The organism is Pseudomonas sp. Mn2068 (assembly GCF_049319725.1).
GTDB classification, from domain to species: Bacteria; Pseudomonadota; Gammaproteobacteria; order Pseudomonadales; family Pseudomonadaceae; genus Aquipseudomonas; species Aquipseudomonas gingeri.
Genome location: NZ_JBMOUG010000006.1, coordinates 117,041 through 142,309, shown reverse-complemented (window position 1 = coordinate 142,309; position 25,269 = coordinate 117,041). Strand labels below are relative to the sequence as shown.

The 25,269-nt window shown below is 62.6% G+C and carries 23 protein-coding genes and 1 riboswitch; of the genes, 16 read left to right on the top strand and 7 right to left on the bottom strand.

The window, feature by feature from the left end:
• The first annotated feature begins 19 nt into the window (after positions 1-19).
• From ACL9RJ_RS15765 to ACL9RJ_RS15750, 4 genes are read left to right on the top strand one after another with little or no spacing between them, the layout of a single operon-like run.
• Positions 20-904 (top strand): DUF6625 family protein, encoded by an 885-nt coding sequence (locus tag ACL9RJ_RS15765; RefSeq protein WP_017125115.1) that lies wholly within the window; start codon positions 20-22, stop codon positions 902-904.
• Positions 901-2,055, top strand: coding sequence for a glycosyltransferase family 4 protein (locus tag ACL9RJ_RS15760; RefSeq protein ID WP_017125114.1), 1,155 nt, complete (start codon positions 901-903; stop codon positions 2,053-2,055). Before ACL9RJ_RS15765 ends, ACL9RJ_RS15760 begins: the two co-directional genes overlap by 4 nt.
• Positions 2,052-2,936 carry a glycosyltransferase gene (locus tag ACL9RJ_RS15755; RefSeq protein ID WP_017125113.1) on the top strand — a complete coding sequence of 295 codons (885 nt, stop codon included), beginning with the start codon at positions 2,052-2,054 and terminating at the stop codon, positions 2,934-2,936. Before ACL9RJ_RS15760 ends, ACL9RJ_RS15755 begins: the two co-directional genes overlap by 4 nt.
• A gap of 14 nt (positions 2,937-2,950) precedes the next feature.
• A complete protein-coding gene (locus tag ACL9RJ_RS15750) occupies positions 2,951-3,571 on the top strand; it encodes a CatB-related O-acetyltransferase (RefSeq protein WP_017125112.1) in 621 nt (206 codons plus the stop codon).
• 48 nt (positions 3,572-3,619) lie between these two features.
• On the opposite strand, the gene ACL9RJ_RS15745 is transcribed toward ACL9RJ_RS15750, so the two are convergent.
• A complete protein-coding gene (locus ACL9RJ_RS15745; RefSeq protein WP_422765448.1) occupies positions 3,620-5,479 on the bottom strand; it encodes an O-antigen ligase family protein in 1,860 nt (619 codons plus the stop codon).
• 157 nt (positions 5,480-5,636) lie between these two features.
• Between ACL9RJ_RS15745 and msbA the strand changes: the two genes are divergently transcribed.
• The 4 genes from msbA to hldE all read left to right on the top strand — a co-directional run bounded on the left by msbA (position 5,637) and on the right by hldE (position 10,462).
• On the top strand, positions 5,637-7,442 hold the full coding sequence (gene msbA / locus ACL9RJ_RS15740) for a lipid A export permease/ATP-binding protein MsbA (RefSeq protein ID WP_422765447.1): 1,806 nt from the start codon (positions 5,637-5,639) through the stop codon (positions 7,440-7,442).
• Between the two features lie 186 nt (positions 7,443-7,628).
• Positions 7,629-8,333: a sulfotransferase family 2 domain-containing protein gene (locus ACL9RJ_RS15735; RefSeq protein ID WP_042934909.1), complete on the top strand. Its 705-nt coding sequence runs from the start codon at positions 7,629-7,631 to the stop codon at positions 8,331-8,333.
• Complete coding sequence (cysC, locus tag ACL9RJ_RS15730; protein ID WP_017125108.1) at positions 8,326-8,976, top strand: adenylyl-sulfate kinase; 651 nt, start codon at positions 8,326-8,328, stop codon at positions 8,974-8,976. Before ACL9RJ_RS15735 ends, cysC begins: the two co-directional genes overlap by 8 nt.
• Positions 8,977-9,040: 64 nt before the next feature.
• Positions 9,041-10,462 carry a bifunctional D-glycero-beta-D-manno-heptose-7-phosphate kinase/D-glycero-beta-D-manno-heptose 1-phosphate adenylyltransferase HldE gene (gene hldE, locus ACL9RJ_RS15725; RefSeq protein WP_042934908.1) on the top strand — a complete coding sequence of 474 codons (1,422 nt, stop codon included), beginning with the start codon at positions 9,041-9,043 and terminating at the stop codon, positions 10,460-10,462.
• Positions 10,463-10,552: 90 nt separating this feature from the next.
• Here the strand turns inward: hldE and ACL9RJ_RS15720 are convergent, their stop codons facing one another.
• The 4 genes from ACL9RJ_RS15720 to ACL9RJ_RS15705 form a co-directional block, all read right to left on the bottom strand.
• Entirely contained in the window at positions 10,553-11,518 is a 966-nt protein-coding gene (locus tag ACL9RJ_RS15720) for a hypothetical protein (protein WP_017125106.1), read from the bottom strand.
• Positions 11,519-11,559: 41 nt separating this feature from the next.
• Positions 11,560-12,372, bottom strand: coding sequence for an aldo/keto reductase (locus tag ACL9RJ_RS15715; RefSeq protein WP_017125105.1), 813 nt, complete (start codon positions 12,370-12,372; stop codon positions 11,560-11,562).
• Complete coding sequence (locus tag ACL9RJ_RS15710) at positions 12,369-13,544, bottom strand: NAD(P)/FAD-dependent oxidoreductase (protein WP_017125104.1); 1,176 nt, start codon at positions 13,542-13,544, stop codon at positions 12,369-12,371. Before ACL9RJ_RS15710 ends, ACL9RJ_RS15715 begins: the two co-directional genes overlap by 4 nt.
• 70 nt (positions 13,545-13,614) lie before the next feature.
• A complete protein-coding gene (locus ACL9RJ_RS15705; RefSeq protein WP_017125103.1) occupies positions 13,615-13,947 on the bottom strand; it encodes a DMT family transporter in 333 nt (110 codons plus the stop codon).
• Between the two features lie 108 nt (positions 13,948-14,055).
• Between ACL9RJ_RS15705 and ACL9RJ_RS15700 the strand changes: the two genes are divergently transcribed.
• Positions 14,056-14,940: a LysR family transcriptional regulator gene (locus tag ACL9RJ_RS15700; RefSeq protein WP_177083402.1), complete on the top strand. Its 885-nt coding sequence runs from the start codon at positions 14,056-14,058 to the stop codon at positions 14,938-14,940.
• A gap of 22 nt (positions 14,941-14,962) precedes the next feature.
• Positions 14,963-16,240 (top strand): lipid IV(A) 3-deoxy-D-manno-octulosonic acid transferase, encoded by a 1,278-nt coding sequence (waaA, locus tag ACL9RJ_RS15695; RefSeq protein WP_103033104.1) that lies wholly within the window; start codon positions 14,963-14,965, stop codon positions 16,238-16,240.
• A gap of 94 nt (positions 16,241-16,334) precedes the next feature.
• Here waaA and ACL9RJ_RS15690 read toward each other — a convergent pair whose 3' ends face one another.
• Entirely contained in the window at positions 16,335-17,774 is a 1,440-nt protein-coding gene (locus ACL9RJ_RS15690) for a TolC family outer membrane protein (protein ID WP_017125100.1), read from the bottom strand.
• A 188-nt stretch (positions 17,775-17,962) separates the two neighbouring features.
• Positions 17,963-18,068: riboswitch (TPP riboswitch) on the top strand.
• A gap of 146 nt (positions 18,069-18,214) precedes the next feature.
• Between ACL9RJ_RS15690 and thiC the strand changes: the two genes are divergently transcribed.
• Together thiC and cytX are read left to right on the top strand one after the other, a co-directional pair.
• On the top strand, positions 18,215-20,104 hold the full coding sequence (thiC, locus tag ACL9RJ_RS15685) for a phosphomethylpyrimidine synthase ThiC (RefSeq protein WP_017125099.1): 1,890 nt from the start codon (positions 18,215-18,217) through the stop codon (positions 20,102-20,104).
• A 116-nt stretch (positions 20,105-20,220) separates the two neighbouring features.
• Positions 20,221-21,513 (top strand): putative hydroxymethylpyrimidine transporter CytX, encoded by a 1,293-nt coding sequence (gene cytX, locus ACL9RJ_RS15680; protein WP_017125098.1) that lies wholly within the window; start codon positions 20,221-20,223, stop codon positions 21,511-21,513.
• On the opposite strand, the gene ACL9RJ_RS15675 is transcribed toward cytX, so the two are convergent.
• Positions 21,482-22,222, bottom strand: coding sequence for an RsiV family protein (locus ACL9RJ_RS15675; protein WP_017125097.1), 741 nt, complete (start codon positions 22,220-22,222; stop codon positions 21,482-21,484). The genes cytX and ACL9RJ_RS15675 overlap by 32 nt on opposite strands.
• Before the next feature lie 210 nt (positions 22,223-22,432).
• Between ACL9RJ_RS15675 and ACL9RJ_RS15670 the strand changes: the two genes are divergently transcribed.
• The 4 genes from ACL9RJ_RS15670 (at position 22,433) to ACL9RJ_RS15655 (ending at position 25,241) form a co-directional block, all read left to right on the top strand.
• Positions 22,433-23,053, top strand: a complete 621-nt coding sequence (locus ACL9RJ_RS15670; protein ID WP_017125096.1) for an NUDIX domain-containing protein — start codon at positions 22,433-22,435, stop codon at positions 23,051-23,053.
• Entirely contained in the window at positions 23,044-23,499 is a 456-nt protein-coding gene (locus ACL9RJ_RS15665) for a DUF1249 domain-containing protein (protein WP_017125095.1), read from the top strand. The genes ACL9RJ_RS15670 and ACL9RJ_RS15665 overlap by 10 nt, the downstream gene beginning before the upstream one ends.
• Positions 23,500-23,637: 138 nt before the next feature.
• Positions 23,638-24,456: a 3',5'-cyclic-AMP phosphodiesterase gene (gene cpdA / locus ACL9RJ_RS15660; protein WP_178991073.1), complete on the top strand. Its 819-nt coding sequence runs from the start codon at positions 23,638-23,640 to the stop codon at positions 24,454-24,456.
• Positions 24,457-24,632: 176 nt separating this feature from the next.
• The gene (locus ACL9RJ_RS15655; protein WP_042934918.1) at positions 24,633-25,241 is read left to right on the top strand and encodes a YqiA/YcfP family alpha/beta fold hydrolase; all 609 of its coding nucleotides are present in this window, start codon (positions 24,633-24,635) and stop codon (positions 25,239-25,241) included.
• Positions 25,242-25,269 lie beyond the last annotated feature (28 nt).

Below are 25,269 nucleotides of genomic sequence, written 5' to 3'. Positions count from 1 at the left end.
AGCTTACAGTGAGTTCCAAGTGATCAATCCATCCCCGCGTATTCTCTTTATCATCCCTTATTTCGGGCGTTGGCCATTCTGGATGCCGTTCTTCCTGGAAAGCTGCCGTCACAATCCGGATATCGACTGGTTGTTGTTCAGCGATTGCGGGACTCCGGAAAATCTGCCGCCCAACGTTACCGTCGAGGCGATCGGCTTCGGCGATTACTGCCAGTTGGTGTCGCGCCGGCTGGATATCGACTTTGCGCCCAAGGCGGCCTACAAGCTCTGCGATATCAAGCCGGCCCTGGGTCATATCCATGTCGACCGTCTCGAAGGTTATGACTTCTGGGCCTTCGGCGATATCGACCTGGTGTTTGGCAATTTGCGCGAATATTTCACCGCCGAACGCCTGGCCGGCTACGATCTGTTCTCCACTCACGAGCGACGGGTTGCCGGGCATCTGTGTCTGATGCGCAATACCGCGCGCAAGCGCGAGTTGTTCATGCGCATCGAGAACTGGCGTGAGCGGTTTACCGATGACCAGCACCACGCCCTGGATGAAGGCGCGTTCAGCCGTATTTTCCTGTGGCGCAAGAACTTTCCCAGGCCGCTGTTCAAGCTGGTTGGAAAATTCAATCCCTGGCGGCGGCGTAGTGAGTTCACCGAGTGTTTCAGTACGCCGGGCGGCGTGATCAAATGGCATGACGGAACCTGTAACTTTCCGCGTCACTGGTATTGGCGTGAAGGACGCCTGACCAATGACCGTGACGGTGATCGCGCTTTTCCGTATTTTCACTTCGTGTGCTGGAAGCGCAATGAGTGGTCCAGACTGCCCGAGCCCGAACCCGAGCAGCTCAAACACCTGGCCCTGGAACCGGCATGGATCATCGATGCGACAGGGTTTCAGCGGGGAGATTTATGAGTCAACGTTTCAAGGTCCTGCAATTGCAGCCGGACTACAACGTCAAGTCGCACGATTTTGCCGATCTGGCCGAACAGATCGTCAAGGCCCTGCCTGTCGAGCGTTTCGAGGTCACGGCCGCGTTTCTGCGTGGGCGGCCCGGACCGGGCGAAGCGGTTAGCCGGGCCGATCACTCGGTGTATTTCGAGTTCTCCGACAAGTCGCTCAAGGGCATGCGTCTCAGGGCCATGTGGCAGTTGTACAAGTTCTGCCGCAAGGAGCAGTTCGATGTGGTGGTGTGCAACCGTTTCAAACCGGTGAACATGCTGCTGCAACTCAACCGCTGGTTGAAGATTCCCCTGTGCATCGGGATCTCCCACGGCTTTGGCGAATATGACCGTTTTTACCGGCGTCGGCAGACACAAGGACTGATCGATAAAAGCTGGCGTTTCGTGGGCGTTTCACCCGCCGTGAAACAGTACCTGCTGGATTGCCGGTGCGGCTTTACCGAGGCCAACACCCATGCCATCACCAACGCGATCGATATCGAGCAGGCCGAAGGCCTGCAGCACTCGCGCGAACGGTCCCGGGAACTGCTCGGATTGTCGCCTTCGACCCGGCTGATCGGCGCCCTGGGGCGCCTGGTGCCGGTCAAGGGGCATACTTATCTGCTCCAGGCCTTTGCCGCGCTCAAGGACAAATACCCGGACACGCAACTGGCAATCATCGGCGCCGGCCGTGAGGAGGGGCGCCTGCAGCAGGAAATCGAGCGTCTCGGCCTGGGCGGTCGTGCCCATCTGCTGGGCTTTCGCGAAAATGCCCTGCAATACGTCCGGGCTTTCGATATCTGGACCATGCCTTCCCTCGCCGAGGGCCTGGGCCTGGCCTTGCTGGAGGGCATGAGCGGGCACCTGCCGGTCATCGCCTCCAATGTCCCGGCCATGTTGCCGTTGATCCAGGGCGCCGGTGGCCTGGCGGTGGAACCGGCGAATGTCCCGGCCCTGACCGCGGCGCTGGACAACTACCTGGGTCTTGCGGATGACGAACTGCGGGCCAAGGGCGAACAGGCCTACCGCTACCTGCAGGACCAACACGATATCGAGGTGTTCCGTCGGCAATACCTGGATTTGATTGAATCAGGCCTGGCCCAGGCTGGTAAGGAACACCCATGACAGACACCCAGCCCCTGGTGACGGTGATCATCGCCTCGTACAACCACGCTCCCTACATTGAGCAGAGCATTCTCAGTGTGTTGAACCAGACTTACCCGAACATCGAATTGCTGGTGGTCGATGACGGTTCCACCGATGACAGCGTCGAGCGTATCCGTCGACTGCAGGCGGAGCATGGGTTCGATTTCCAGGTCCAGAAGAATCAGGGCCTGACCAATACTCTCAATGGGGCCATTGCGCGTTCGCACGGCAGCCTGATTGCGCCGTTCGGTTCCGATGACATCATGTTGCCGGAGCGTATCGCGGTCCAGGTCGCCTATATGGACGGCAAGCCCGAGGTCGGGATCTGTGCCGGCAATATCGAGCTGATCGATTCCGAGGGCAACCTGTTCCCGGAGAAGCGCCAGCGTCGTGACGTGCCGTTCCGCCGCCTGGATTTCGATGACATGTTCCTCGAGCGCAAGCCTTATCCGCCGGCCCCCACCTTGTTGATTCGACGCGAGGCGCTGGAAAAGGTCGGAGGGTTCGACCCGAAGATCCGCCTGGAAGACCTGCTGATCGAGCTGAAGATTACCCGCGCCGGCTACTTTATCGATGGACTGGGTGTGCTGATGGCGCGCTATCGCAAGCACGCCACCAACTCCTACAAGAATCACCGGTTCATGATCGACAATATCCTGCGCTCCTATGCGCTGTTCAGCGATCACCCGTTGTATGAGGAAGTACGCTACAAATTCCTCAACTCGATGTTCCTGAAAACCTCCAATCGCGATCGCAAGCTGGCCCGCGAGCTGCTGGCGCAGATTCCTTTCAAGGCCTGGACGCGGAAAACCTGGCGAGCCCTGGCGCGCTTGTATTTTTCTCCGCTGGAAAAAGACTGAGCGGAGCTCGAAGCATGGGTTGGATTCAGCGTTTTCTCGACAAGCGGGCCAAGCGGGCCATCCGCAAGCTACCGAAAATCGAGCGGGGCGCCGCGCGTTTCAAACAGCGCTATCCCGATTACGGCTTTGGTCGAGGCAGTTACGGATTGCCCCAGGTGCATGACTGGCAGGAAGGCTCGACCCTGAATATCGGCGCCTACTGCTCCATTGCCGAAGGGGTGCAGATTTTTCTCGGCGGTCATCATCGGGCTGACTGGGTGACGACCTTTCCTTTTCCAGCGATGGTTTCCCAGGCCGCGCATATCGGCGGATACAGCGGCACCCACGGTGACGTGACGATCGGCAATGACGTGTGGCTGTGTTCCAACTGCACAGTGCTTTCCGGCGTCACCGTCGGCAGTGGAGCCATCGTGGCGGCAGGTGCCCTGGTGACCCGGGATGTCGAGCCCTATGCGGTGGTGGGTGGCAATCCGGCGCGCTTCCTGCGCTGGCGCTTCCCCGAGGAACAGCGCCAGGCGTTGCTGGCGAGCGCCTGGTGGGACTGGCCCGAAGAAGAGCTGCATGGCCTGGGCGACAGGCTGTGCAGCGACGATATCGAGGGGTTTCTGCAGTACGTTCGACAGCGCCAGGCGTAGCGGCATGACGCCAGGATGCAGCGCCGGCACCGGCGCTGCGCAGGCTCATCAGGCTTTCGCGATCTGGCGCAGGAGCAGGGCTTCCTTGTGCAGGGCGGCGGCCGACTGGTCGGACGCCGCCGAGGCATAGCCCTTCAATAGCGCCGGTAATTGTTCTTCGAACAGCCAGCCACGATCTTCCTGGTAGCGTTGCATGTGGCGCAGGTTGCGCTGGCGCAGCGATTGTCGCAGCGGCGAAGGATAGATCCGCATATCGGCCAGATCGATCAGGCCGAACTCGCCATCATCCATCAGCAGGACATTCCCCAGGTGCAGCGAGCGGAAGTACACGCCACGTTCGTGCAACTGTCCGAGGAATTTGCCGAAGCGCTCGACCAGGGCCTCGCGGACCGCCGGGGCACCCATCGACTGCAGCACCTGGCGCAAGGTCTGGCCGGGAAGCGGCTGGTATTGCACCGAACTGCTGCCATCGTCCAGTTGGTGAAGTCCGAGAATCACCGGTGTCGCAATTCCCAGGGGCCGCAAGCGCTCGCTGTTGATCGCGAAACGTTCCGAGAGCGGGTTGAAAGCACCTGAGCTGTAGCAGTGGCGACGCCGAAACAGTTTTAGAAAGGTGCCGTTTTCCAGACGCAGGACCTTGGGGCCGAGGCCGTCTTCCTCGATGATCCGGGCGTTGTGTCCCAGCTCGGCGAACCCTGTGCTACTGAGCGACTTTACCGGCTTGTCCAGCAGTTGGTGGGCGCGCCGGGCAACGGTCAGGGCGAGGATCAGGGCAAGGGGGATCCACAGCAGGTACCAGTGTTCTTTCGGACGTGACATTGTCCCGCCACCTTCGGTAAGTCCGGCACCGATCCCGAACACCAGCCAGCTGGAGGCCAGCACGAAGAGTGGCTGGGCCCGTTGCCGCCAACTGCTGAACAGGCCCCAGGCAATCATGAAGACCCAGGGGATGAAACCGATGATACCGGCGTAGAAAAGCACGCCCAGGGCAAAGTTGTGGGGTTCGCTCAGGTTGTAGCCGGTTCCGGGGTCGATGCTCAATTCGGCGTTATAGCCGTGACCGATCCAGGGGTGGAAGGCGATCTGTTCCAGTGTCATGCGCCAGAGCTCGAAGCGGAACGAGTTGCCGCGCTCGAACAGCATTTCGGAGAAAAACGCGAAGACCGCGGCGCCACAGACCAGCATGGCTCCCAGCACCATCAGCGAGCGTCGATTCCAGCAGATGAAACTCAGCCACAGCGCTGCAAGTGTCAATGCTACCAGGGGCGTTCGCGAGCCTGTCGCGATCACTGCGCCGAACATGATGGCCAACGCCGGCAGGCTCAGCCACAGGGTCTGCGGACGCTTGCACGTCATGCTCAGGCTCATCCAGTAGGCGCAGAAGAAACCAAAGGCATGGGAGCTGAGCAGCGGGTTATCGAATGCTCCGGCGCCGATCATCCTCATCTCTGGAGTACGGATCTGCCAGAAATGAAACAGGTTGTACAGGGTAGCGATCAGGGCAATGGTCGCGGCACCGAAGATCAGCGGTTGCAGGCTGTCCGGGCGGTAGCGCACCAGCAGGCTGCAACCGATGAACAGCATCAGTGTGTGCAGTGGCGGTTTCGTGTCGCCCAGCGCATCCGGTACGGGCGGGCTCCACAGCAGGCTCAGGATGGTCCAGAGGACAAAGGCCAGGATGCCGATGAAGAGTGGCTCGCGTACCAGTTCCTTCAGCTCGCGCGGGCGAAGCAGGATGGCTATCAGGGCGGGAGCACTGAACAGCGCATAGTAGATCTTGTGGTGCACGCTGCGGCCAGGGAGGAAAAACATGTCACTTAATAACAGCAGGTAACCCAAGGGCAGCAGCCACAGGCAGATAAAGTCAAAAACTCGATTTGAGGCGGTGTTCAAGCTGCTGAATTGCATGCTGAAAAATTCATTCCATAGAGTGAAAGGCCATACTAACGTACTGGCTATTTAATGTCGTCTGCCGGGCCTGCGGGTACCTTGAACCAAGCGGCTGCCAGTACAGCAGAGAAGCTGTGCTAAAGTCAGCCTCCTTTTTCAATTACCGCCGCGTGATATGACCGACTCCAGTCTCTCCGCAAGCCCGTCAAGCTTGAAAATCTACTTCCGCCTGCTGGGATATGTTCGGCCTTATATCGGCCTGTTCATGCTCAGCATCGTCGGCTTCCTGATTTTCGCTTCGACGCAGCCAATGCTGGGCTACATCCTCAAGTACTTTGTCGATGGCCTGTCCAATCCCGACGCCGCACTGTTTCCCACGGTGCCCTATCTGCGCGACCTGAAGTTGCTGCAGGCAGTGCCGTTGCTGATCATCCTGATCGCCACCTGGCAGGGCCTGGGTTCCTACCTGGGCAACTACCTGTTGGCCAAGGTCTCCCTCGGCCTGGTCCATGACCTGCGGGTGCAACTGTTCAACAACCTGCTGACCCTGCCCAACCGCTACTTCGACCAGCATAACTCCGGGCACCTGATTTCGCGTATCACCTTCAACGTCACCATGGTCACGGGGGCGGCGACAGATGCGATCAAGGTCGTTATTCGTGAAGGCATGACGGTGATCTTCCTGTTTGCCTCGCTGCTGTTCATGAACTGGCGCCTGACGCTGGTGATGGTCGCCATCCTGCCGTTGATCGCGGTCATGGTTCGCACGGCCAGCAAGAAGTTTCGCAAGCAGAGCAAGAAAATCCAGGTGGCGATGGGCGACGTGACCCATGTGGCCTCGGAAACCATCCAGGGTTATCGCGTCGTGCGCAGCTTCGGCGGCGAAATCTACGAACAGCAACGCTTCCTGAAGGCCAGCCAGAGCAATACCGACAAGCAACTGCGCATGACCCGCACCGGTGCGATCTACACGCCGATGCTGCAGTTGGTGATCTATAGCGCCATGGCGGTGCTGATGTTCCTGGTGCTCTACCTGCGTGGCGATGCATCGGCCGGTGACATGGTGGCCTACATCACCCTGGCGGGCCTCCTGCCCAAGCCGATCCGCCAGTTGTCGGAAGTCAGTTCGACCATCCAGAAAGGCGTGGCCGGTGCCGAAAGCATTTTCGAGCAGCTGGATGTCGAGCCGGAAGTGGATCACGGCACCATCGAGCGGGATGTGGTCAAGGGCCGGCTGGATGTACGTAACCTGAGCTTTACCTACCCGAATACCGAGCGACTGGTACTGGACGACATCTCGTTCAGTGTCGAGCCGGGTCAGATGGTGGCACTGGTGGGGCGCTCCGGCAGCGGCAAGTCGACCCTGGCCAGCCTGATTCCGCGCTTCTATCACCACGAAACCGGTGAGATCCTGCTCGATGGCGTTGAAGTCGAAGACTATCGCCTGCTGAACCTGCGTCGGCATATCGCCCAGGTGACCCAGCATGTGACGCTGTTCAGCGACACGGTGACCAACAACATCGCCTATGGCGATCTGGCGGGAGCGCCGCGCGAAGACATCGAGAAAGCCGTCGCCGACGCCTACGCCAAGGACTTTATCGATCAGTTGCCCAAAGGCCTGGATACCCAGGTCGGCGAGAACGGCGTCCTGCTGTCCGGAGGCCAGCGCCAGCGTCTGGCAATCGCCAGGGCCTTGCTCAAGAACGCACCGTTGCTGATTCTCGACGAGGCTACCTCGGCGCTCGATACCGAGTCCGAGCGGCATATCCAGGCCGCGCTGGACAAGGTCATGAAAGGCCGCACCACGCTGGTGATCGCCCACCGGCTGTCGACGATCGAAAAGGCCGATCTGATTCTGGTCATGGATCAGGGGCGTATCGTGGAGCGTGGCACTCATTCTCAATTGTTGGAAAAGAATGGCTACTACTCTCGCCTGCATGCCATGGGGCTGGATGAGCCGACCTCCGCTGGAACCGCGTGATCCAGGCGCCCGGGAGTGAGTGATTCACTCCCGGGCAGGCCCTGCGTGCAATACGTCAGGGCTTTGTATCGGGATCTTTACACAGCTTGACCATCGCTAAATATTTTCAGACACCTCGATTGTTATGGTTCTGCAACGAACCCTCTATATCAACGGAAGGGCTATCCCTTTCGCGCAGGTACTGGAATGTTGCAGCGCTACCTATGGAAACTCATGCCCAAGCCTCAGCGGGAGTTCCTGCTGGGGCGCTTGTCGGTCGTCGATCGGCAGGTCGTCAACAAGGCGATGTCCGGCAATGTTCAGTTTCCCGAGTTGTTTGTCGAGCGCGCCTGCCTGTTCATCCATGTTCCCAAGTGTGCGGGCAGCAGTGTCTGCGGGGCGTTGTTCGGTGGCTGGCATCCCGGGCATCTGCCGTTGCACTGGTATGAACATCAGTTTCCCGAGCAATACGCCAGCAGTTTCAAGTTCGCTTTCGTGCGTGATCCCCTGGAACGAGCCTACTCGGCCTATGCCTTTCTCAGGGGCAACGAGCCGTGTCGGCGGGATATGGCTGCGCGCCACCTGGTGACTTCGTACCGTGATTTCGACGACTTCGTTCATCGCTGGCTGCACCCCGAGAACGTTCAGAAACAAATGCATTTCGCTCCCCAGACTGACTTTCTCGTGGACTCGCTCGGACATCTGGCCCTGGACTTCATCGGTTACCAGGAGCACCTGGAACAGGATTTCCGCTCTGTCTGCGACCGGATCGGCGTCGACTCAGCATTGCCGCACCTCAATCATTCACGCCAACGACGTCAGGAGCCGGTCAGGGATTTCTGCTCGGTGAGAACCCGTCGACTGGTACGTCGTGTCTACCAACGAGACTATGAGCTACTGGGCTATGAATAGACTGGCAACGATCCCCCTGGAAAAACCGCAGATCCGTCCTTATACCCTGGCGTTGTCGACGGCCCGGCGGGCTGCGATCAAGCATCAGCGACCCTGCTGCATCTGGCTCACGGGGCTCTCGGGTTCCGGCAAGTCGACCTTGGCCAACGAGCTGGAACTGCAACTCAATCGGCGCGGCCTGCACACCTTCCTGCTCGATGGCGACAACGTGCGCAATGGCTTGTGCAGCGACCTGGGAATGTCCGCCAGGGCTCGCAAGGAAAATATCCGCCGGGTGTCCGAGGTGGCGCGGCTGATGGTCGATGCCGGGTTGATCGTGATCGTCTCGGCGATCTCGCCGTTCCGCGCTGACCGTGAGGTCGCCAGGTCGCTGTTCCAGCCCCAGGAGTTCTCCTGCGTCTATGTCAGCACGCCTTTCGATGTCTGCGCCCAGCGTGATCCCAAGGGGCTGTACAAGGCGGCGCTGGCGGGGCGGATCAAGGATTTCACCGGCCTCGACAGTCCTTACGAGGCACCGCTGGATGCCGACTGTGAAATCGATACGACGTCCATGTCCCTGGAGGACTGCACCCAGGCGCTTCTGGCGTTTCTGATCAATAAACGCACAATTTCCGACGGCGAAGCCAGTCACTTGAAGCCATAGAACTAGCCTGCGGCAACCCTGTGTTAATATCGCGCCCCTGTTCATTTTGTATGTGGGTTGCTCCATGAAGTTGTCCATGCCGCGATTCGATCAAGCCCCTGTCTTGGTGGTCGGCGATGTCATGCTCGACCGTTACTGGCATGGTGGTACCTCACGGATTTCCCCTGAGGCACCGGTACCGGTAGTCAAGGTCGAGCAGATCGAAGACCGCCCGGGCGGTGCTGCCAACGTCGCCCTCAACATTGCCGCCCTCGGCGCGCCGGCTTCCCTGGTGGGTGTCACCGGTGACGACGAGGCCGCCGACAGCCTGGCCAACAGCCTCAAGGGCGCGGGCGTGCGGGCGTTGTTCCAGCGCATTGCGCACCAGCCGACCATCGTCAAGCTGCGGGTCATGAGCCGTCACCAGCAACTGCTGCGCATTGATTTCGAGGAGCCGTTCGCCACCGACGCCCTGGCGTTGGGGGCTGAAGTGGATAGCCTGCTCGAAGGCATCAAGGTGCTGGTGCTGTCCGACTACGGCAAGGGTGCGCTGAAAAATCACCAGGCGCTGATCCAGGCGGCGCGTGCCCGGGGTATTCCGGTGCTCGCCGATCCCAAGGGCAAGGACTTCTCGATCTATCGCGGAGCCAGCCTGATCACGCCGAACCTCAGCGAGTTCGAAACCATCGTCGGCGGTTGTGCCGACGAACATGAGCTGGTCGCCAAGGGTGCCAAGCTCATGCAGGACCTGGACCTCGGCGCCTTGCTGGTGACCCGTGGCGAGCACGGCATGACCCTGCTGCGTCCGGATCATCCGGCGCTGCATCTGCCGGCCCGGGCGCGGGAAGTGTTCGATGTGACCGGTGCCGGCGATACCGTGATCTCCACCCTGGCGGCGGCGATCGCCGCGGGCGAGGAGTTGCCGCACGCGGTGGCGCTGGCCAACCTGGCGGCGGGTATCGTGGTCGGCAAGCTGGGCACGGCGGCCATCAGCGCGCCGGAACTGCGCCGCGCTATCCAGCGTGAGGAAGGTTCCGAGCGCGGTGTGCTGGGGCTGGAGCAGTTGTTGCTGGCAGTGGATGACGCTCGGGCACACAACGAGAAAATCGTCTTTACCAATGGCTGCTTCGATATCCTGCATGCCGGACATGTGACCTATCTGGAGCAGGCGCGGGCCCAGGGCGATCGACTGATCGTCGCGGTCAACGACGATGCCTCGGTCAGTCGCCTGAAAGGTCCGGGACGGCCGATCAACAGCGTCGACCGGCGCATGGCGGTTCTGGCCGGCCTTGGCGCGGTGGACTGGGTGATCAGCTTCCCCGAAGGCACTCCGGAAAACCTGCTGACGCAGGTCAAGCCCGATGTGCTGGTCAAGGGGGGAGACTACGGGATCGACCAGGTGGTCGGTGCCGGCATCGTCACGGCCTACGGCGGTACGGTAAAAGTGCTGGGTCTGGTGGAGAACAGCTCGACGACGGCGATTGTCGAGAAGATCCGCAGCAACTGACACGCGCCAGGCCCGTCCGACGGCCCTGTGTCGACGGTCCCGCCTGGCAGGAGCCGGCAAGCCGGCTCCTGCAGGGGACGTTTTTTCCCGTCAGCGCCGGGCCTTGGTCGGTACGATCTTGCGCAGGATCTGCCGGGCCTTGCCGGTCAGTCGCTTGAGTTTCGAGTCCTTCTCCACGGGGGCCAGCCCTTGCTGGCGCACCCAGTCCTTCCAGCGAATCCGTTCGTCGCGCACCAGCCAGCCTTCCTGTTGGGCAAAGCTTTCCGCCAGGTACAGGCCGCGGGTGCTGGCCGGAACCAGCTGGTCCTTCTTCAGGGTGTACAGCTCGGCGCAGGGCTGTCCGTCCTTCAGCGGCATCAGATAGAGGTCTGGACGTCCGCGATCCAGGCGGGCCACCAGTTCATCGTTTTCCAGTCGCTCATCGACATGGAACAGGCTCAGGGACTTGGCTTCCCTGGGCACATCCAGGCGCAGGTCGTAGATCAATTGCAGCGATGCGGTGGGCAGGTGCACATAGGCCCGTGGTCGCTCCATCAGCTGTTGCGCGCCGCAACGCACCGGCAATGCCGAGCCCGACAGCGGCGTCAGGCGAAAGGGCAGGGCCTCGCGGTAATGCAGGGCCGCGGAGTAGGGCGCCGGTAGCCAGGTGTCGTTGAAGCGTCCGCTCAGCCAGCCTTCCGGTGTCTCCAGCAGGCATTCCTCGGCGATTTCCTGGATGGCGGTGTGCAACGGCAGGTTCAGTTCCTGGGCCGGGACATACCCGGAAATCAGCTTGAGCACCACATCGCCACGGTCCTGCCGGCGTTGCCGGACCAGTACCCAGTAGTCGCGGTTCTGCCAGTGCAGGGTGAGGCGTACCGACACGCCGAGGTTGGCCAGTTCCAGGGCGAAACGCTCGGCATCGGCGACGCTCACCGGCTTGCGCTTGTGCAGGGTTTGCGCGAAGTTCAGCGGCATCCCGACGCTCTGGTAGCTCAGGCCTTCGGGCGTCGCCTCGACGAATAACGGCAGGGTCTTGAAGTTGCTGGGGTTCTTTCTTATCAGCGTTCGCGGCATGTCGGCTCCTTCTTGCGTCGGGGTCGGCCGCGTGGGCGGCATCAGTTCTGGCGAATGACCCGGGCTACTGTCGCAACGTTATGGGCGAGGTGCAGCGGGTTGATGGTACCGACAATAGCACTGGCAACGCCGGGCTGCGCAAACAACAATTCGAAGCTGGCCCGTACCGGATCGGTGCCCGGGCTCAGGCAGACGTGACCGCTGGCCAGGGCCTTCTTGACCAGGATCGCCTTGCCGTGGGCCGTCGCATAGTCAATGACCGGCCGCTCGCCCTGTTCGTTCAGATTGTAGGTGATCATGGCGCAATCGCCTTGTTCCAGAGCCTTCAAACCCCCTTCGACGGTTTTTCCGGAAAAGCCGAAGCCGCGGATCTTGCCTTCGCGCTTCAGCTCGGCGAGGGTCTGGTAGACGCCGCTCTGTTCGAGGATCGCCAGGTCGTTGCCGTCGGAATGCACCAGCACCAGGTCGATAAAGTCGGTTTCCAGGCGTTGCAGGCTGCGTTCGACGGACAGGCGGGTGTGCCCGGCGCTGAAGTCGTGGCGCGATTGGCCGGCCTCGAACTCTTCACCGACCTTGCTGACGATCACCCATTCGTGACGCTGCCCGCGCAGCAGCGGGCCGAGGCGTTCTTCGCTGCGGCCATAGGCCGGGGCGGTATCGATCAGGTTGATGCCCAGGTCGCGGGTCAGCTTGAGCAACTGGCGGGCCTCCTGGTCGTCGGGGATCTGGAAGCCGCTGGGGTATTTGACGCCCTGGTCGCGGCCCAGCTTCACGGTGCCCAGGCCCAGTGGCGAAACGCTCAGGCCGGTGCTGCCGAGGGGGCGGTGCAGGTCGTGCAGGGTCGGCAGGCTCATGGCAGCAGTTGCTCCCAGGCGGTTTGCGTCATGGGCGGCCTTGGCAGTTCGGGTAACGCCGGCGGATGGCCGGGTTGGATACCGTCCCGTTGCAGGCTGGCGAGTACCCGGTCGGCGAAGTCCGGCGCCAGGGCCAGCTTGGTCGGCCAGCCCACCAGCAGGCGATCCTGCTCGGCGAGAAAGGCGTTGTCCGGGCGGGTCAGGCCGGACTGCAGGGGTTCGGCGCGATCGACGCGCAGGGTGGCCCATCGGGCCTGGCTCAGGTCGATCCAGGGCAGCAGGTTGCCCAGTTCCTTGCGTGCCGTGGCAATCTGCTCGGCGGGTTCGCGTGCGACGCCTTCGGCTTCGGAAATATCGCCGCCGAGGTACCAGACCCACTGGCCATCGGCCGCCGGGTGGGTGGTCACGGTGATCCGTGGCTTGGGCCCGCCGCCCAGGCAGTGGGCATACAGCGGCTTGAGGCTCGGGCCCTTGACCAGCACCATGTGCAACGGACGCTTCTGCATGGCCGGCTGGCTCAGGCCCAGGGCGTCCAGCAGATCGGCGTTGCCGGCGCCGGCGCTGAGCACGATGCGCTGGGCACGGATCTCGCGCTCGTCGACACGCAGGCCGACCAGTTGGCCATTGTCCAGCAGTGGTTCGATCTTCTGCCCGGCCAGCAGGCCGTCGCCCGCCAGTTCGGCGAGACGCGCAATCAGGCTGGGAACGTCGATCACCAGTTCGGCCAGGCGATAGACCTTGCCCTTGAACTTCGGGTGCTGTAGGGCCGGTGGCAACTGGTCGCCCTTGACCTGGTCGACCCGTCCGCGCACCGCCTTGCTGGCGAAGAAACTGGTGAGATTGCCGGCGAGGGTGCCGGGGGACCACAAGTAATGGGCATCGGACAGCAGGCGCACGCCGGTCAGGTCGAGCTCGCCGCTGCCGGCCAGGGCCTCGCGCCAGCGGCGGGGCATGTCGGCGATGGCTTCCGAGGCGCCGGTCAGGGCACCGTGCAGCGCGTATTTGGCGCCGCCATGGATGATGCCCTGGGACTTCACGCTTTGCCCGCCGCCGAGGCTGGCGCTCTCCACCAGTACCGTCGAAAAACCCTGGCGACGCAGGCGCGCGTTCAGCCAGAGGCCGGCGACGCCGGCGCCGACAATCAGGACATCGGTGGAAATAGCGGATGGCATGCGGCGACCTCGGTTTTCATGAGCAGGGTCGCAGTATACAGATTCGCGGGAATCGGCGATTTGCCTGCCATCAATGTCCGGCGGTTTTCGAGAACAGTTGGATCACCACCACGCCGAGGACGATCAGCGCCATGCCGAGCATGGCCGGGATATCCAGCTTCTGCCCGTAGAGAAACAGCGCGGCGACGCTGACCATGACGATCCCCATGCCCGCCCACACCGCGTAGGCCACGCCCACCGGTACCGTGCGCACCACCAGGGTCAGCATCCAGAACGCCGTGGCGTAGCCGACGATGATCAGCGTCAGCGGCAGGGGCGTGCTCAGGCCCTTGACCGCTTTCATGGAGACGGTGGCGATGACTTCGGCGCAAATGGCGATGGCGAGGTAGTAGTAAGCATTCATGGAGCGATCTCTCGTGTCTGGGCCTGCTGATGAGATCGGCATTTTAGACATTGCCCAGATGGGGTAAAGTCATTACCTATCTGAGTTTGAGATAGGTTGGGCGTCAGCATGCAATGGAACCTGGAGCAGATGCGCCTGTTTGTCAGCGTTGCCGAGCAGCGTTCGTTTTCCGCGGTGGCCCGTCATCAGCGCAAGGCGCAATCGGCGATCAGTTCGGCGATTGCCTTGCTGGAGGCCGACCTGGGGGTCAGCCTGTTCGAGCGTAGCAGCGGTCGCCAGCCGCGCCTGACCGAAGCCGGCGAGGCGTTGCTGGAGGAAGCCCGTGAAGTCCTGCGCCAGTGCGAACGCCTCAATGGCCGGGCATTGGCGCTGATGCGCGGCGAGGAAGCCAGCCTGCGCCTGGCCCAGGATGAGGCGATGCCCTATCAGCCGGTGATCGACAGCCTGGAGGCGCTGGCCAACCGCTTTCCCAGCCTGGAAGTGCAACTGACCAGCGCCGCCCAGGGCGATGTGGCGCGCAAGCTGGTGGAGCGGCGCGCCGATCTCGGACTGCTGTTCTATCACGACCAGATCCCCGAGGCCCTCGAGCGGCGGGTGCTGGGCAGTATCGAAATGGTCACGGTGTGTGGCATCGGGCACCCATTGGCGGCGACCCGTCGCGTCGACGCCCAGCAACTGGCACGGCACCGGCAATTGCTGATGTCCACGCCCTCGAGTGTGTATCCCGGTGGCGAGGCGGCCAGTCCGCAGGTCTGGCGCGCCGACAGTTTCTACGTCATGGCCGAGTGGCTGGCCCGCGGTCTCGGCTGGGCCTGGTTGCCGCGGCATGTGGTGCAGTACCCGACGTACCAGGGGCAGATGGTCGAGCTGGTCAGCGAATGGACCCCGCCGGCGCTGGTGGTGGAACTGGTCTGGCGGCGTGACGAGCCCCTGGGCCCGGCCGCGCGCTGGCTGGCCGAACGTTTTGCCGAACACCTGCAGGCGATCGGCTGAAAACACAGTAAACTCCGCCGCCATGAATAGAACTCTCTACACCTTGCTGTTTCATCTGGGGCTGCCGCTGGTGGCGTTGCGTCTATGGTTGCGGGCACGCAAGGCTCCGGCCTATGCCCGGCGTATCGGTGAGCGTTTTGCCCGTGGCCTGCCACCGATGCGCCCGGACGGTATCTGGGTCCACGCGGTGTCGGTGGGCGAGAGCATTGCCGCCGCGCCGATGATCCGCGCGTTGCTGGCGCAGTACCCGCAGTTGCCGATCACCGTGACCTGCATGACTCCCACCGGTTCGGAGCGGATCAAGGCACTGTTCGCCAGTGAGCCGCGTATCCAGCATTGCTACCTGCCCTACGACCTGCCCTGGGCCGCGGCGCGCTTTCTCGATGCGATACGGCCCAGGCTGGCGGTGATCATGGAAACCGAGCTGTGGCCCAACCATATCCATCAGTGCGCCCGGCGCGGGATTCCGGTGGCATTGGCCAATGCGCGGCTGTCGGCGCGTTCGGCCAGGGGATACGCCCGGTTTGCCCGGCTGACCCGGCCGATGCTGGAGGAGATGAGCCTGATCGCGGTGCAGACCGAGGCCGAGGCCGAACGTTTCCGGCAATTGGGCGCGCGTCCGGAATCCGTCGAGGTCACCGGTTCGATCAAGTTCGACCTGAGTATCGATCCGCAATTGCTGGCGCGTGCCGCCGAGCTGCGCGGGCAATGGCAGGCACAGCAGCGGCCGGTGTGGATCGCCGCGAGCACCCACGAGGGCGAGGACGAGGTGGTCCTGGCGGCGCATCGGCAACTGCTGGCCAGTCATCCGGATGCCTTGCTGATCCTGGTGCCCCGGCATCCGGAGCGCTTCAACAGTGTCTTCGAATTGTGCCGGCAGCAGGGTTTCCCCACTGTTCGGCGCTCCACCGCCGAACCGGTCAGCGCACAGGTTTCGGTGCTGCTCGGCGACACCATGGGCGAGTTGCTGTTTCTCTATGCCCTGGCGGACAGCGCCTTTGTCGGCGGCAGCCTGGTGCCCAATGGCGGGCACAACCTGCTGGAGCCGGCGGCCTTGTCCAAACCGGTATTGAGCGGGCCGCACCTGTTCAACTTCCTCGAGATCGCCGCGTTGATGCGCGAAGCGGGAGCATTGCAGGAAGTGGACGATGCCGAAGGGCTGGCGGTGGCGGTGCAGCGCCTGTTCGAACTGCCGCGGGATGCGCAGAAGATGGCTGAGGCGGGGTTGAAGGTGATGCAGGCCAACCAGGGCGCGTTGCAGCGATTGCTGGATGGGTTGGGGCGGTTGTTGTCGCTGTAGGAGCCGGCTTGCCGGCGATGAGGCCCGTGAGTCTTGCGCTGTCTCAGGTGACGCCATCGCCGGCAAGCCGGCTCCTACAGGGTTTGTGGCGCCATCAATAACCCGGATTGGCCTTCAGATTGGCCGCTGCCGCCTTCGCCAGGTCAGGTGGCAGGAAGTCCTTGTCCGGGTTGTAGTCGGCCTTCAGGTAGCGCGCCAGGGCGCTCAGGTCGTCCGGGCTCAGGGTCCCGGCCGCCTGCTTCAGGCGCAGGTTGTCGAGGATGTAGTCGTAGCGGGTGTTGTTGTAGTCACGCACCGAGGTGTACAGCTGGCGCTGGGCATCGAGCACGTCGACGATATTGCGCGTGCCCACCTGATAGCCGATTTCGGTCGCTTCCAGCGCGCTCTGGTTGGAGATGATCGACTGCTTGCGCGCCTGTACCTGTTCCACATCGGTATTGACCGCGCGATGCAGGTTGCGGGTGTTTTCCACCACCTGCCGACGCAGGGCTTCACGTTGCTGCTCGGTCTGGCTCAGGCGCGAATAGGATTCGCGGACCTGCGAGCTGGTCAGGCCGCCGCTGTAGAGCGGGATGTTCAATTGCAGGCCGACCGTGGTCTGCTTCACCGGGCCGCCATAGTTCTGGCCCAGGGCATTGGGGTTGCTCAGGCCAAAGCCGTCGTTGTCGCCAGCCTGGTACTGGGCCACCGCGTCCAGGGTCGGTGCGTGGCCGGCCTTGCGCTGCTTGAGGGTTTCCTCGGCGGCGCTGACCGCGTAGTTGCTGGCCAGCAGGTTGAGGTTCTGCCTGGCCGCGGTATCGACCCAGGCCTTGGCGTCATTGGGCGTGGGCGCCAGCACCGGCAAGGTATGGACGATACCCTGGATCGAGTTGTACTGGCGGTTGGTCAGGGTAATCAGCGCTTCGAAGGCGTCTTCGACCTGGCGCTGGGCGACGATCCGGTTGGCCCGCGAGGTGTCGTAGCTGGCCTGGGATTGCAGCACATCGGTCTTGTCCGACAGGCCCACGTCGAAGCGTTCGTTGGACTGGTCGAGCTGGCGCTTGAACGCCGCTTCCTCGGCCTTGGTCGAAGCCAGGGTGTCCTGGGCGCGCAACACCGCGAAGTAGCTTTCGGCACTTTGCAGGATCAGGTTCTGCTCGGTGGCCGACAGTTGCAGGGCGGCCTGTTCGTTGACGTCCTTGGCCGCCTGGAACTGGAACCAGCGGTCGGCGCGGAAGAGCGGTTGGCTCAGGGTCGCCTGATAGACATTGGCGCTGCGGTTCATGGTCGCCGACGGCCGATCGATCGAGGTGTGGACGTTGTTGCTGCTGGCGCCCGCCGAAAGGTTCGGCAGCAGGCCGGCACGGGCCTGGGGCACGATTTCCTTGCGCGCGTCGTAGTCGGCGCGGGCGGCGGCCAGATCGGCGTTGTTGTCGACGGCTTCCTGGTAGACGCTGACCAGGTCGGTCTTGGTCGACAAGGGCGCTTCAGCTGCCCAGACCATTCCGTTGGTCGCACAAGACACGGCCAGGGCCAGTGAGAGTTTGCGCAGCATGTGGCGATCCTTGGAGTAAATATTACGGTGATAATTCGGTGGCCGAGGCTACTGCGCGGTGCGGGCAGCGTCAAGCCGTAGGCGAGTGTAGTTGCCGTGGGGTTTCGCAACAATCCTGCATATCGGCCATTTATCCAGACGAACACGAGGGTGGTGGCGTTATGTCGCAGTCTTGGTCTACACTCGGCCCGTTCTTGTCGGGGTGCCTTGCTATGGGGCTGAGATCGGATAATTCCGGATCCCGTTGAACCTGATCAGGTTAGCGCCTGCGTAGGGAACAAGATTTCTCGTCCCCCGGCGAGTCCTCTTGTGCTCCGTCCGGGATGTTGTTCGACAATCGAACAGCGTTCGCGAGGACAGAGCACAGCACCAGTCCTGGTGCGTCCGTGCCTTTCAGGTTCGTCCCGACAATCCCCCTGGATGCCGTCTGGAGAGCCGTGATGAGTACAAAATTGAGAGATGCCGCGAACCTCAGCGATTCCGCCAAGGTCGACGAGCAATCCGTGCAGCCGTTTACCCGCTCGCAAAAAATCTACGTGCAGGGCTCGCGCCCGGATATCCGCGTGCCGATGCGTGAAATCAGCCTCGACGTGACGCCGACCGACTTCGGCGGCGAGATCAACGCTCCGGTGACCGTCTACGACACCTCGGGCCCCTACACCGATCCCAACGTTGTGATTGATGTGCGCAAGGGCCTGGGCGATGTGCGTTCGGCATGGATCGACGACCGTGGCGACACCGAGCGCCTGAGCGGTCTGAGCTCGAACTTCGGCCAGCAGCGCCTGGCCGATCCCGAGCTGACCAAGCTGCGTTTCGCCCACGTCAACAACCCGCGCCGGGCCAAGGCCGGGGCCAACGTCAGCCAGATGCACTACGCGCGCAAGGGCATCATCACCGCCGAGATGGAATACGTCGCCATCCGCGAAAACATGAAGCTGCAGGAGGCCCGCGCAGCCGGCCTGTTGAAGCAGCAGCACGCCGGCCACAGCTTCGGCGCAAGCATCCCGAAAGAGATCACCGCCGAATTCGTCCGCGAGGAAATCGCCCGCGGCCGCGCGATCATCCCGGCCAACATCAACCACGTGGAGCTTGAGCCGATGATCATCGGCCGCAACTTCCTGGTGAAGATCAACGGCAATATCGGCAACAGTGCCCTGGGCTCTTCCATCGAGGAAGAAGTGGCCAAGCTGACCTGGGGCATCCGTTGGGGTTCGGACACGGTCATGGACCTGTCCACCGGCAAGCACATCCATGAAACCCGCGAGTGGATCATCCGCAACTCGCCGGTGCCGATCGGTACCGTGCCGATCTACCAGGCGCTGGAGAAGGTCAACGGCGTGGCCGAGGACCTGACCTGGGAGCTGTTCCGCGACACCCTGATCGAACAGGCCGAGCAGGGCGTCGACTACTTCACCATCCACGCCGGCGTACTGCTGCGCTACGTGCCGATGACCGCCAAGCGCGTCACCGGGATCGTTTCCCGCGGCGGTTCGATCATGGCCAAGTGGTGCCTGGCGCACCACAAGGAAAACTTCCTCTACACCCATTTCGACGAAATCTGCGAAATCATGAAGGCCTACGACGTCAGCTTCTCGCTGGGCGATGGCCTGCGTCCGGGCTCGATTGCCGATGCCAACGACGAAGCGCAGTTCGGCGAACTGGAAACCCTGGGCGAACTGACCAAGATCGCCTGGAAGCACGATGTGCAGTGCATGATCGAAGGCCCCGGCCACGTGCCGATGCAACTGATCAAGGAGAACATGGACAAGCAGCTGGAGTGCTGCGACGAGGCGCCGTTCTACACCCTCGGTCCGCTGACCACCGACATCGCCCCGGGCTACGATCACATCACCTCCGGCATCGGTGCGGCGATGATCGGCTGGTTCGGTTGCGCCATGCTCTGCTACGTCACGCCCAAGGAACACCTGGGTCTGCCGAACAAGGATGACGTGAAGACCGGGATCATCACCTACAAGATCGCCGCCCATGCGGCCGACCTTGCCAAGGGCCATCCGGGCGCGCAGATCCGTGACAATGCCTTGAGCAAGGCGCGGTTCGAGTTCCGCTGGGAAGACCAGTTCAACCTGGGCCTGGACCCGGATACCGCGCGCTCGTACCACGACGAGACCCTGCCGAAGGACTCGGCCAAGGTCGCGCATTTCTGCTCCATGTGCGGGCCGAAGTTCTGCTCGATGAAGATCACCCAGGAAGTCCGTGAATACGCGGCCAACCAGCGGATCGAGGCGGTCGATGTGGAGGCTGCCCAGGGCATGGCGGAACAGGCGGAGCGCTTCAAGCGCGAAGGCAGCCAGTTGTACCAGAAGGTCTGATCCGATCCGGGATGAGGGGCGCCCGTACGGGCCTCTTCGCGGGCTTGCCTGCGAAGGGGGCCTGACAGACGCCGCTGCATTCACAATAAAAATATTTGTCTTCGAGATACCTTCCCTTGAGCACACCCAGCAGTACCTATTCTCCCGATCTCGCGGTCCCGGCCGGCCAACGTGTGTTCGGTGCGCGCGATCTGTTTTCCCTGTGGTTTTCCCTCGGCATCGGCCTGATGGTCTTGCAGACCGGCGCCTTGCTGGCGCCGGGCCTGGGCCTGTCCGGCTCGCTGCTGGCGATCCTGCTCGGTACGGCGGTGGGCGTGCTGCTGCTGGCCGCCGTCGGCGTGATCGGCAGCGACACCGGCCTGGCCTCGATGGCCGCCCTGAAACTCACCCTCGGCCAGCGCGGCGCGAGCCTGCCGGCGATCCTCAACCTGCTGCAACTGGTGGGCTGGGGTTCGTTCGAGATCATCGTCATGCGCGATGCCGCGAGCCTGCTCGGCACCCGGGCATTCAGCGAAGGCAGCCTGATGGCCAACCCGTTGCTGTGGACCCTGGTCTTCGGCGCACTGGCGACCTTGCTGGCAGTGAGCGGTCCACTGACCTTCGTGCGCAAGATCCTGCGCAAATGGGGCATCTGGCTGTTGCTGGCCGCCTGCCTGTGGCTGACCTGGAACCTCTTTGCCAGGGCCGACCTGGGCGCCTTGTGGGCCCAGGCCGGTGACGGCTCGATGCCATTTGCCGTGGGCTTCGATATCGCGATTGCCATGCCGTTGTCCTGGTTGCCGCTGATCGCCGACTACTCGCGGTTCGGCAAGCGCGCGAAAAGCGTCTTCGGCGGGACGGCGCTGGGCTTTTTTATCGGCAACTTCTGGTTGATGAGCCTGGGCGTGGCCTACACCCTGGCCTTCGCCCCGAGCGGCGAAACCAACGCCCTGCTGTTGGCCCTGGCAGGTGCCGGGCTGGGGATTCCACTGCTGCTGATCCTGCTCGACGAGTCGGAAAACGCCTTTGCCGATATCCACTCGGCGGCGGTCTCCAGTGGCATCCTGTTGCGCCTGAAGGTCGAGCACCTGGCCCTGGGCATCGGCGTGATCTGCACCCTGATCGCCTGCCTCGCGCCGCTGGCGCAGTACCAGAACTTCCTGCTGCTGATCGGCTCGGTGTTCGCACCGTTGTTCGGCGTGGTGCTGGTGGACCACTTCATCCTGCGCCGGCGCAGTGCCCAGGTGGCTTCGTCGCTGCTGCGCTGGCCGGCACTGCTGGCCTGGCTGGGCGGCATCAGCACCTATCACCTGCTGGCCAATCTCTACCCGGACCTGGGCGCAACCCTGCCGTCACTGGTGCTGGCAGGGCTGCTGCAACTGCTGCTGGGCAAGGCCTTCACTTACGGGCGGGAAACCGCTCGGGCCTGAGGATGCCATTGAGGCGCGAATAGTCGATCTTCAGCTCGATCAGGCCTGCCGCGTAAGGGGCAATGGTCATCACGTTGTACTTGAGGATCACGCCATCGCTGGCCAGGGTGACGTTCGGGGTCTTCTGGAAGGGCCAGGCGCGGATGAAGTCCAGGTCCTGGCGGTTGCTGATCTGCCAGTTGTTGTGGGCGACCTTGGCCAGTTTCCAGAAGGCCTCTTCCTGGCCCGGCAGCAGCATGTCCTGCAGGGTCAGGGCCTTGTGTTCCTGGCGCGACCAAGTGATGAAGCTGCGTCCCGGCATGCCGTGGGCACCGCCATCATCCAGGTAGCTGGACAATTCGATGATCACCAAGCCGTCATGCTGCTCGCGTACCTTGGCTTGCAAATAGCTGCTGTGGCGGCTGGCCGAGGTGGCGAGGAACTGCTCCCGATAGGCCTTGAGCGAAGGCGGCAACGGCGCGTCGGGCGAGGTGCGGGCCATTTGCAGCAGGCTGCGCTCGATCAGGCCGTCCAGTTGCGGCTCGCTCGGAAAGTGCACGGTATCGATATTCACCAGCGGGCAATCCGGTTCGTTGCAGCCTGGCTTGATCTGTTCGGATGCGTCGCCCTTGAACTCCAGCGGTTTCTGCAGGGCGGGTTGGAACAGGCTCTGGCAGGCACCCAGGGTCAGGGCGATGCAGGTCAGTGAAGCGATTTTTAGAAACGACATGTACGTCCTTCGTCAGCGAAAGAAAGGCCAAAGTGATCGGGCTTCGACTCCCGGCAGCGCACTCGGTTCGCCACTAAGCTGATTAGAGTAGGTTTCAGGGGCGGCCGTCTATCCCGGCGATGGGAAAGGGGCTGCATCGGCAGGTGTCGGCGCGTTAGGATGGCGCGAAGTCGAGGGGGAGCCTCGCCGCTACAGCTAGAGAGGATCAGCATGACCGATACCATCAAGGCCAGTCCGACGACCGTCGAGATCACCCGGCGGGAGAACTGCTTCAAGGGATTCTACCAGCTTGATCGCCTGCATCTGCGCCACGAACTCTTCGCCGGCGGCATGGGCAATGAGATCACTCGCGAAGTGTTCGTGCGCCATGATGCGGTATGCGTCCTGCCCTACGATGCGCGGCGCGATGAAGTGGTCCTGCTGGAGCAGTTCCGGGTGGGAGCCATGGTGGGCAATGCCGGTAATCCGTGGATGGTCGAACTGGTCGCCGGTCTGATCGACAAGGATGAACAACCGGAAGAGGTTGCTCAGCGCGAGGCGCAGGAGGAAGCTGACCTGAATCTGCAGGCCCTGTGGCCGATCACCCGATACTTTCCGTCGCCGGGTGGCAGCAACGAATTCGTTCACCTGTACCTGGGACGCTGCGAGACCGAGGGGGCTGGCGGCCTGTTTGGCCTGGTGGAGGAGAGTGAAGATATCCGGGCGTCGGTCTGGGCTTTCGAAGATGCCCTGCAGGCCGTGCGTGACGGACGAATTGCCAATGCGGCGTCGATCATTGCCTTGCAATGGCTGGCATTGAATCGCGCCGAAGTGAGGGGGTTATGGTCGTAAGTCTGCTGCGTGAACGTTATCGGGTCGATCTGATCGGGCTGCAGGCGGCCTGCGAGGCGAACTATGCCCGTCTGATGCGCCTGCTGCCGGAGATGCGCGACCAGCAGCAGCGCGCCCGGCGGATCGCCGTGACCCAGGGCGAGCAGATGCTTGGCGTCCTGGCGCTGGAGGTCCTGCAGGACAACCCCTACACCACGACGCTGCTGGTTCGCCAGGAACACAGCCTGCCCTGGTTGCCGGTGCCGGAACTGCAGGTACAGGTCTACCACGATGCGCGCATGGCCGAAGTGATCAGTGCCGAACATGCCCGGCGTTTTCGCAGCATCTACCCGTACCCGAACGCGGCCATGCACCAGCCGGACGAGAAGGCCCAGCTCAACGTGTTCCTCGGGGAGTGGTTGAGTCATTGCCTGGCCTGCGGCCATGAATTCGAGGCAGTGCGTTAGGTTGTATCCGGCTAAATGTGAACTGTGCCCCGTTTCAGCCATTTCCTCTTTCCAGGTTCCCCGACCATAATTGCGCCCAACGCGGTTTTGAACGAAACGGTTCAAAACGGTCCAGCCAGTATTTCCCGGGAGAGCGCCTTGTCGAGCGTAGCCACTCAGTCGACCACCACGGATTCGGTGCTGTTGGTGCAACTGTCCGACAGCCATCTGTTTGCCGAGGCAGACGGTACGCTGCTGGGCATGAACACCCGCGAGAGCCTGCAACGGGTGATTGATTGTGTCCTGGTCGAACAGCCCCGGGTTGACCTGGTGCTGGCCAGTGGCGACCTGTCCCAGGACGGCACACTTGAGTCCTACCAGTGCTTCCGCCAGATGAGCGGGCGCATCCCGGCGCCGGCCCGCTGGTTCCCGGGCAACCATGACGAGTTGCGGGAAATGGCCGAGGCCGCCAGCCACAGCGATCTGCTGGAGGCCGTGGTGGACATCGGCAACTGGCGCGTGACCCTGCTGGATTCCGCCGTGCCGGGTTCGGTGCCGGGGTATCTGCAGGACGAACAGTTGCAACTGCTGGTGCAGTCCCTGAGCGAGGCGCCGCAGCGTCATCACCTGGTCTGCTTCCATCACCATCCGGTGTCCATCGACTGTGCCTGGATGGAGCCGATCGGCCTGCGCAATCCGGAGGCACTGTTCGCCGTGCTGGATCGCTTTCCCCAGGTGCGGGCGCTGTTGTGGGGGCATATCCACCAGGAATTCGACCAGCAGCGCAATGACGTGCGCCTGCTGGCCTCGCCCTCGACCTGCGTACAGTTCGCGCCGGGCAGCGAGGACTTCAAGGTCGACGACAAGGCCCCGGGCTACCGCTGGTTGCGCCTGCATCCGGACGGACGGCTGGATACCGGTGTTTCGCGGGTCCGCGGCTTCGATTTCAAGGTCGACTACGGTGGCACCGGTTACTGAGCTTCTCCAATATCGGTAGGAAATATCTCTGGGCGAGTCATGGCCCCGGACTCAGGCTAAACTGCGCGTCTTTGTCCGTGCACTGCCTGGCGTCCTGAGCCGCCGGGCGACTGCGCAAGGCAGCGGCTGCCTGTGCGGGGCTGCCTATGGATAGCTTACCTATGGAGAGCAGCGACATGTCCGGATCGATCCTCTATATCCACGGTTTCAACAGCTCGCCCGAGTCGCAGAAGGCGAGCCAGCTGATCTCGGTGATGACCCGCCTGGGCCTGGGCGAGCAGCTGCGGGTCCCGGCCCTGCACCATCATCCGCGCCAGGCCATGCCCCAGCTGGAAGCCGCCATTGCCGAACTCGGTCGTCCGCTGCTGGTCGGCAGCTCGCTCGGCGGCTACTATGCGACTCACCTGGCCGAGCGCCATGGCCTGAAGGCCCTGCTGGTCAACCCGGCGGTCAGCCCGCATCGGATGTTCGACGGCCATCTCGGCCCGCAGCAGAATCTCTACAGCGGCGAAACCTGGGAACTGACCCTCGACCACGTGGCGGCCCTGGCCGAACTGGAAGTGCCGGCGCCCCAAGACCCGCAGCGATTTCAGGTATGGTTGCAAACGGCCGATGAAACCCTTGATTATCGTGCGGCGCAACAGTATTACCGGGCGTGTGCCTTGCGTATCCAGGCTGGCGGCGACCACGGTTTCCAGGGCTTTGCCCGACAATTGCCGGCGTTGCTGAGTTTTGCCGGCATCGGTGCCGATAAGTATCAAGCGATCGATTTCTCTGTACTTTGAGAATGACCCCTATTCATAGACGACTGAC

Bases quoted from the DNA above. Each gene is read 5' to 3' on its own strand.
- ACL9RJ_RS15670 (WP_017125096.1), top strand. From the start codon at position 22,433: ATGACCGATACCATCAAGGCCAGTCCGACGACCGTCGAGATCACCCGG.
- ACL9RJ_RS15750 (WP_017125112.1), top strand. From the start codon at position 2,951: ATGGGTTGGATTCAGCGTTTTCTCGACAAGCGGGCCAAGCGGGCCATC.
- ACL9RJ_RS15760 (WP_017125114.1), top strand. From the start codon at position 901: ATGAGTCAACGTTTCAAGGTCCTGCAATTGCAGCCGGACTACAACGTC.
- msbA (WP_422765447.1), top strand. From the start codon at position 5,637: ATGACCGACTCCAGTCTCTCCGCAAGCCCGTCAAGCTTGAAAATCTAC.
- ACL9RJ_RS15675 (WP_017125097.1), bottom strand. From the start codon at position 22,222: ATGTCGTTTCTAAAAATCGCTTCACTGACCTGCATCGCCCTGACCCTG.
- hldE (WP_042934908.1), top strand. From the start codon at position 9,041: ATGAAGTTGTCCATGCCGCGATTCGATCAAGCCCCTGTCTTGGTGGTC.
- thiC (WP_017125099.1), top strand. From the start codon at position 18,215: ATGAGTACAAAATTGAGAGATGCCGCGAACCTCAGCGATTCCGCCAAG.
- ACL9RJ_RS15745 (WP_422765448.1), bottom strand. From the start codon at position 5,479: ATGCAATTCAGCAGCTTGAACACCGCCTCAAATCGAGTTTTTGACTTT.
- ACL9RJ_RS15710 (WP_017125104.1), bottom strand. From the start codon at position 13,544: ATGCCATCCGCTATTTCCACCGATGTCCTGATTGTCGGCGCCGGCGTC.
- cysC (WP_017125108.1), top strand. From the start codon at position 8,326: ATGAATAGACTGGCAACGATCCCCCTGGAAAAACCGCAGATCCGTCCT.
- ACL9RJ_RS15755 (WP_017125113.1), top strand. From the start codon at position 2,052: ATGACAGACACCCAGCCCCTGGTGACGGTGATCATCGCCTCGTACAAC.
- ACL9RJ_RS15700 (WP_177083402.1), top strand. From the start codon at position 14,056: ATGCAATGGAACCTGGAGCAGATGCGCCTGTTTGTCAGCGTTGCCGAG.
- ACL9RJ_RS15655 (WP_042934918.1), top strand. From the start codon at position 24,633: ATGTCCGGATCGATCCTCTATATCCACGGTTTCAACAGCTCGCCCGAG.
- ACL9RJ_RS15735 (WP_042934909.1), top strand. From the start codon at position 7,629: ATGTTGCAGCGCTACCTATGGAAACTCATGCCCAAGCCTCAGCGGGAG.
- ACL9RJ_RS15715 (WP_017125105.1), bottom strand. From the start codon at position 12,372: ATGAGCCTGCCGACCCTGCACGACCTGCACCGCCCCCTCGGCAGCACC.
- ACL9RJ_RS15705 (WP_017125103.1), bottom strand. From the start codon at position 13,947: ATGAATGCTTACTACTACCTCGCCATCGCCATTTGCGCCGAAGTCATC.
- ACL9RJ_RS15720 (WP_017125106.1), bottom strand. From the start codon at position 11,518: ATGCCGCGAACGCTGATAAGAAAGAACCCCAGCAACTTCAAGACCCTG.
- ACL9RJ_RS15665 (WP_017125095.1), top strand. From the start codon at position 23,044: ATGGTCGTAAGTCTGCTGCGTGAACGTTATCGGGTCGATCTGATCGGG.
- ACL9RJ_RS15690 (WP_017125100.1), bottom strand. From the start codon at position 17,774: ATGCTGCGCAAACTCTCACTGGCCCTGGCCGTGTCTTGTGCGACCAAC.
- waaA (WP_103033104.1), top strand. From the start codon at position 14,963: ATGAATAGAACTCTCTACACCTTGCTGTTTCATCTGGGGCTGCCGCTG.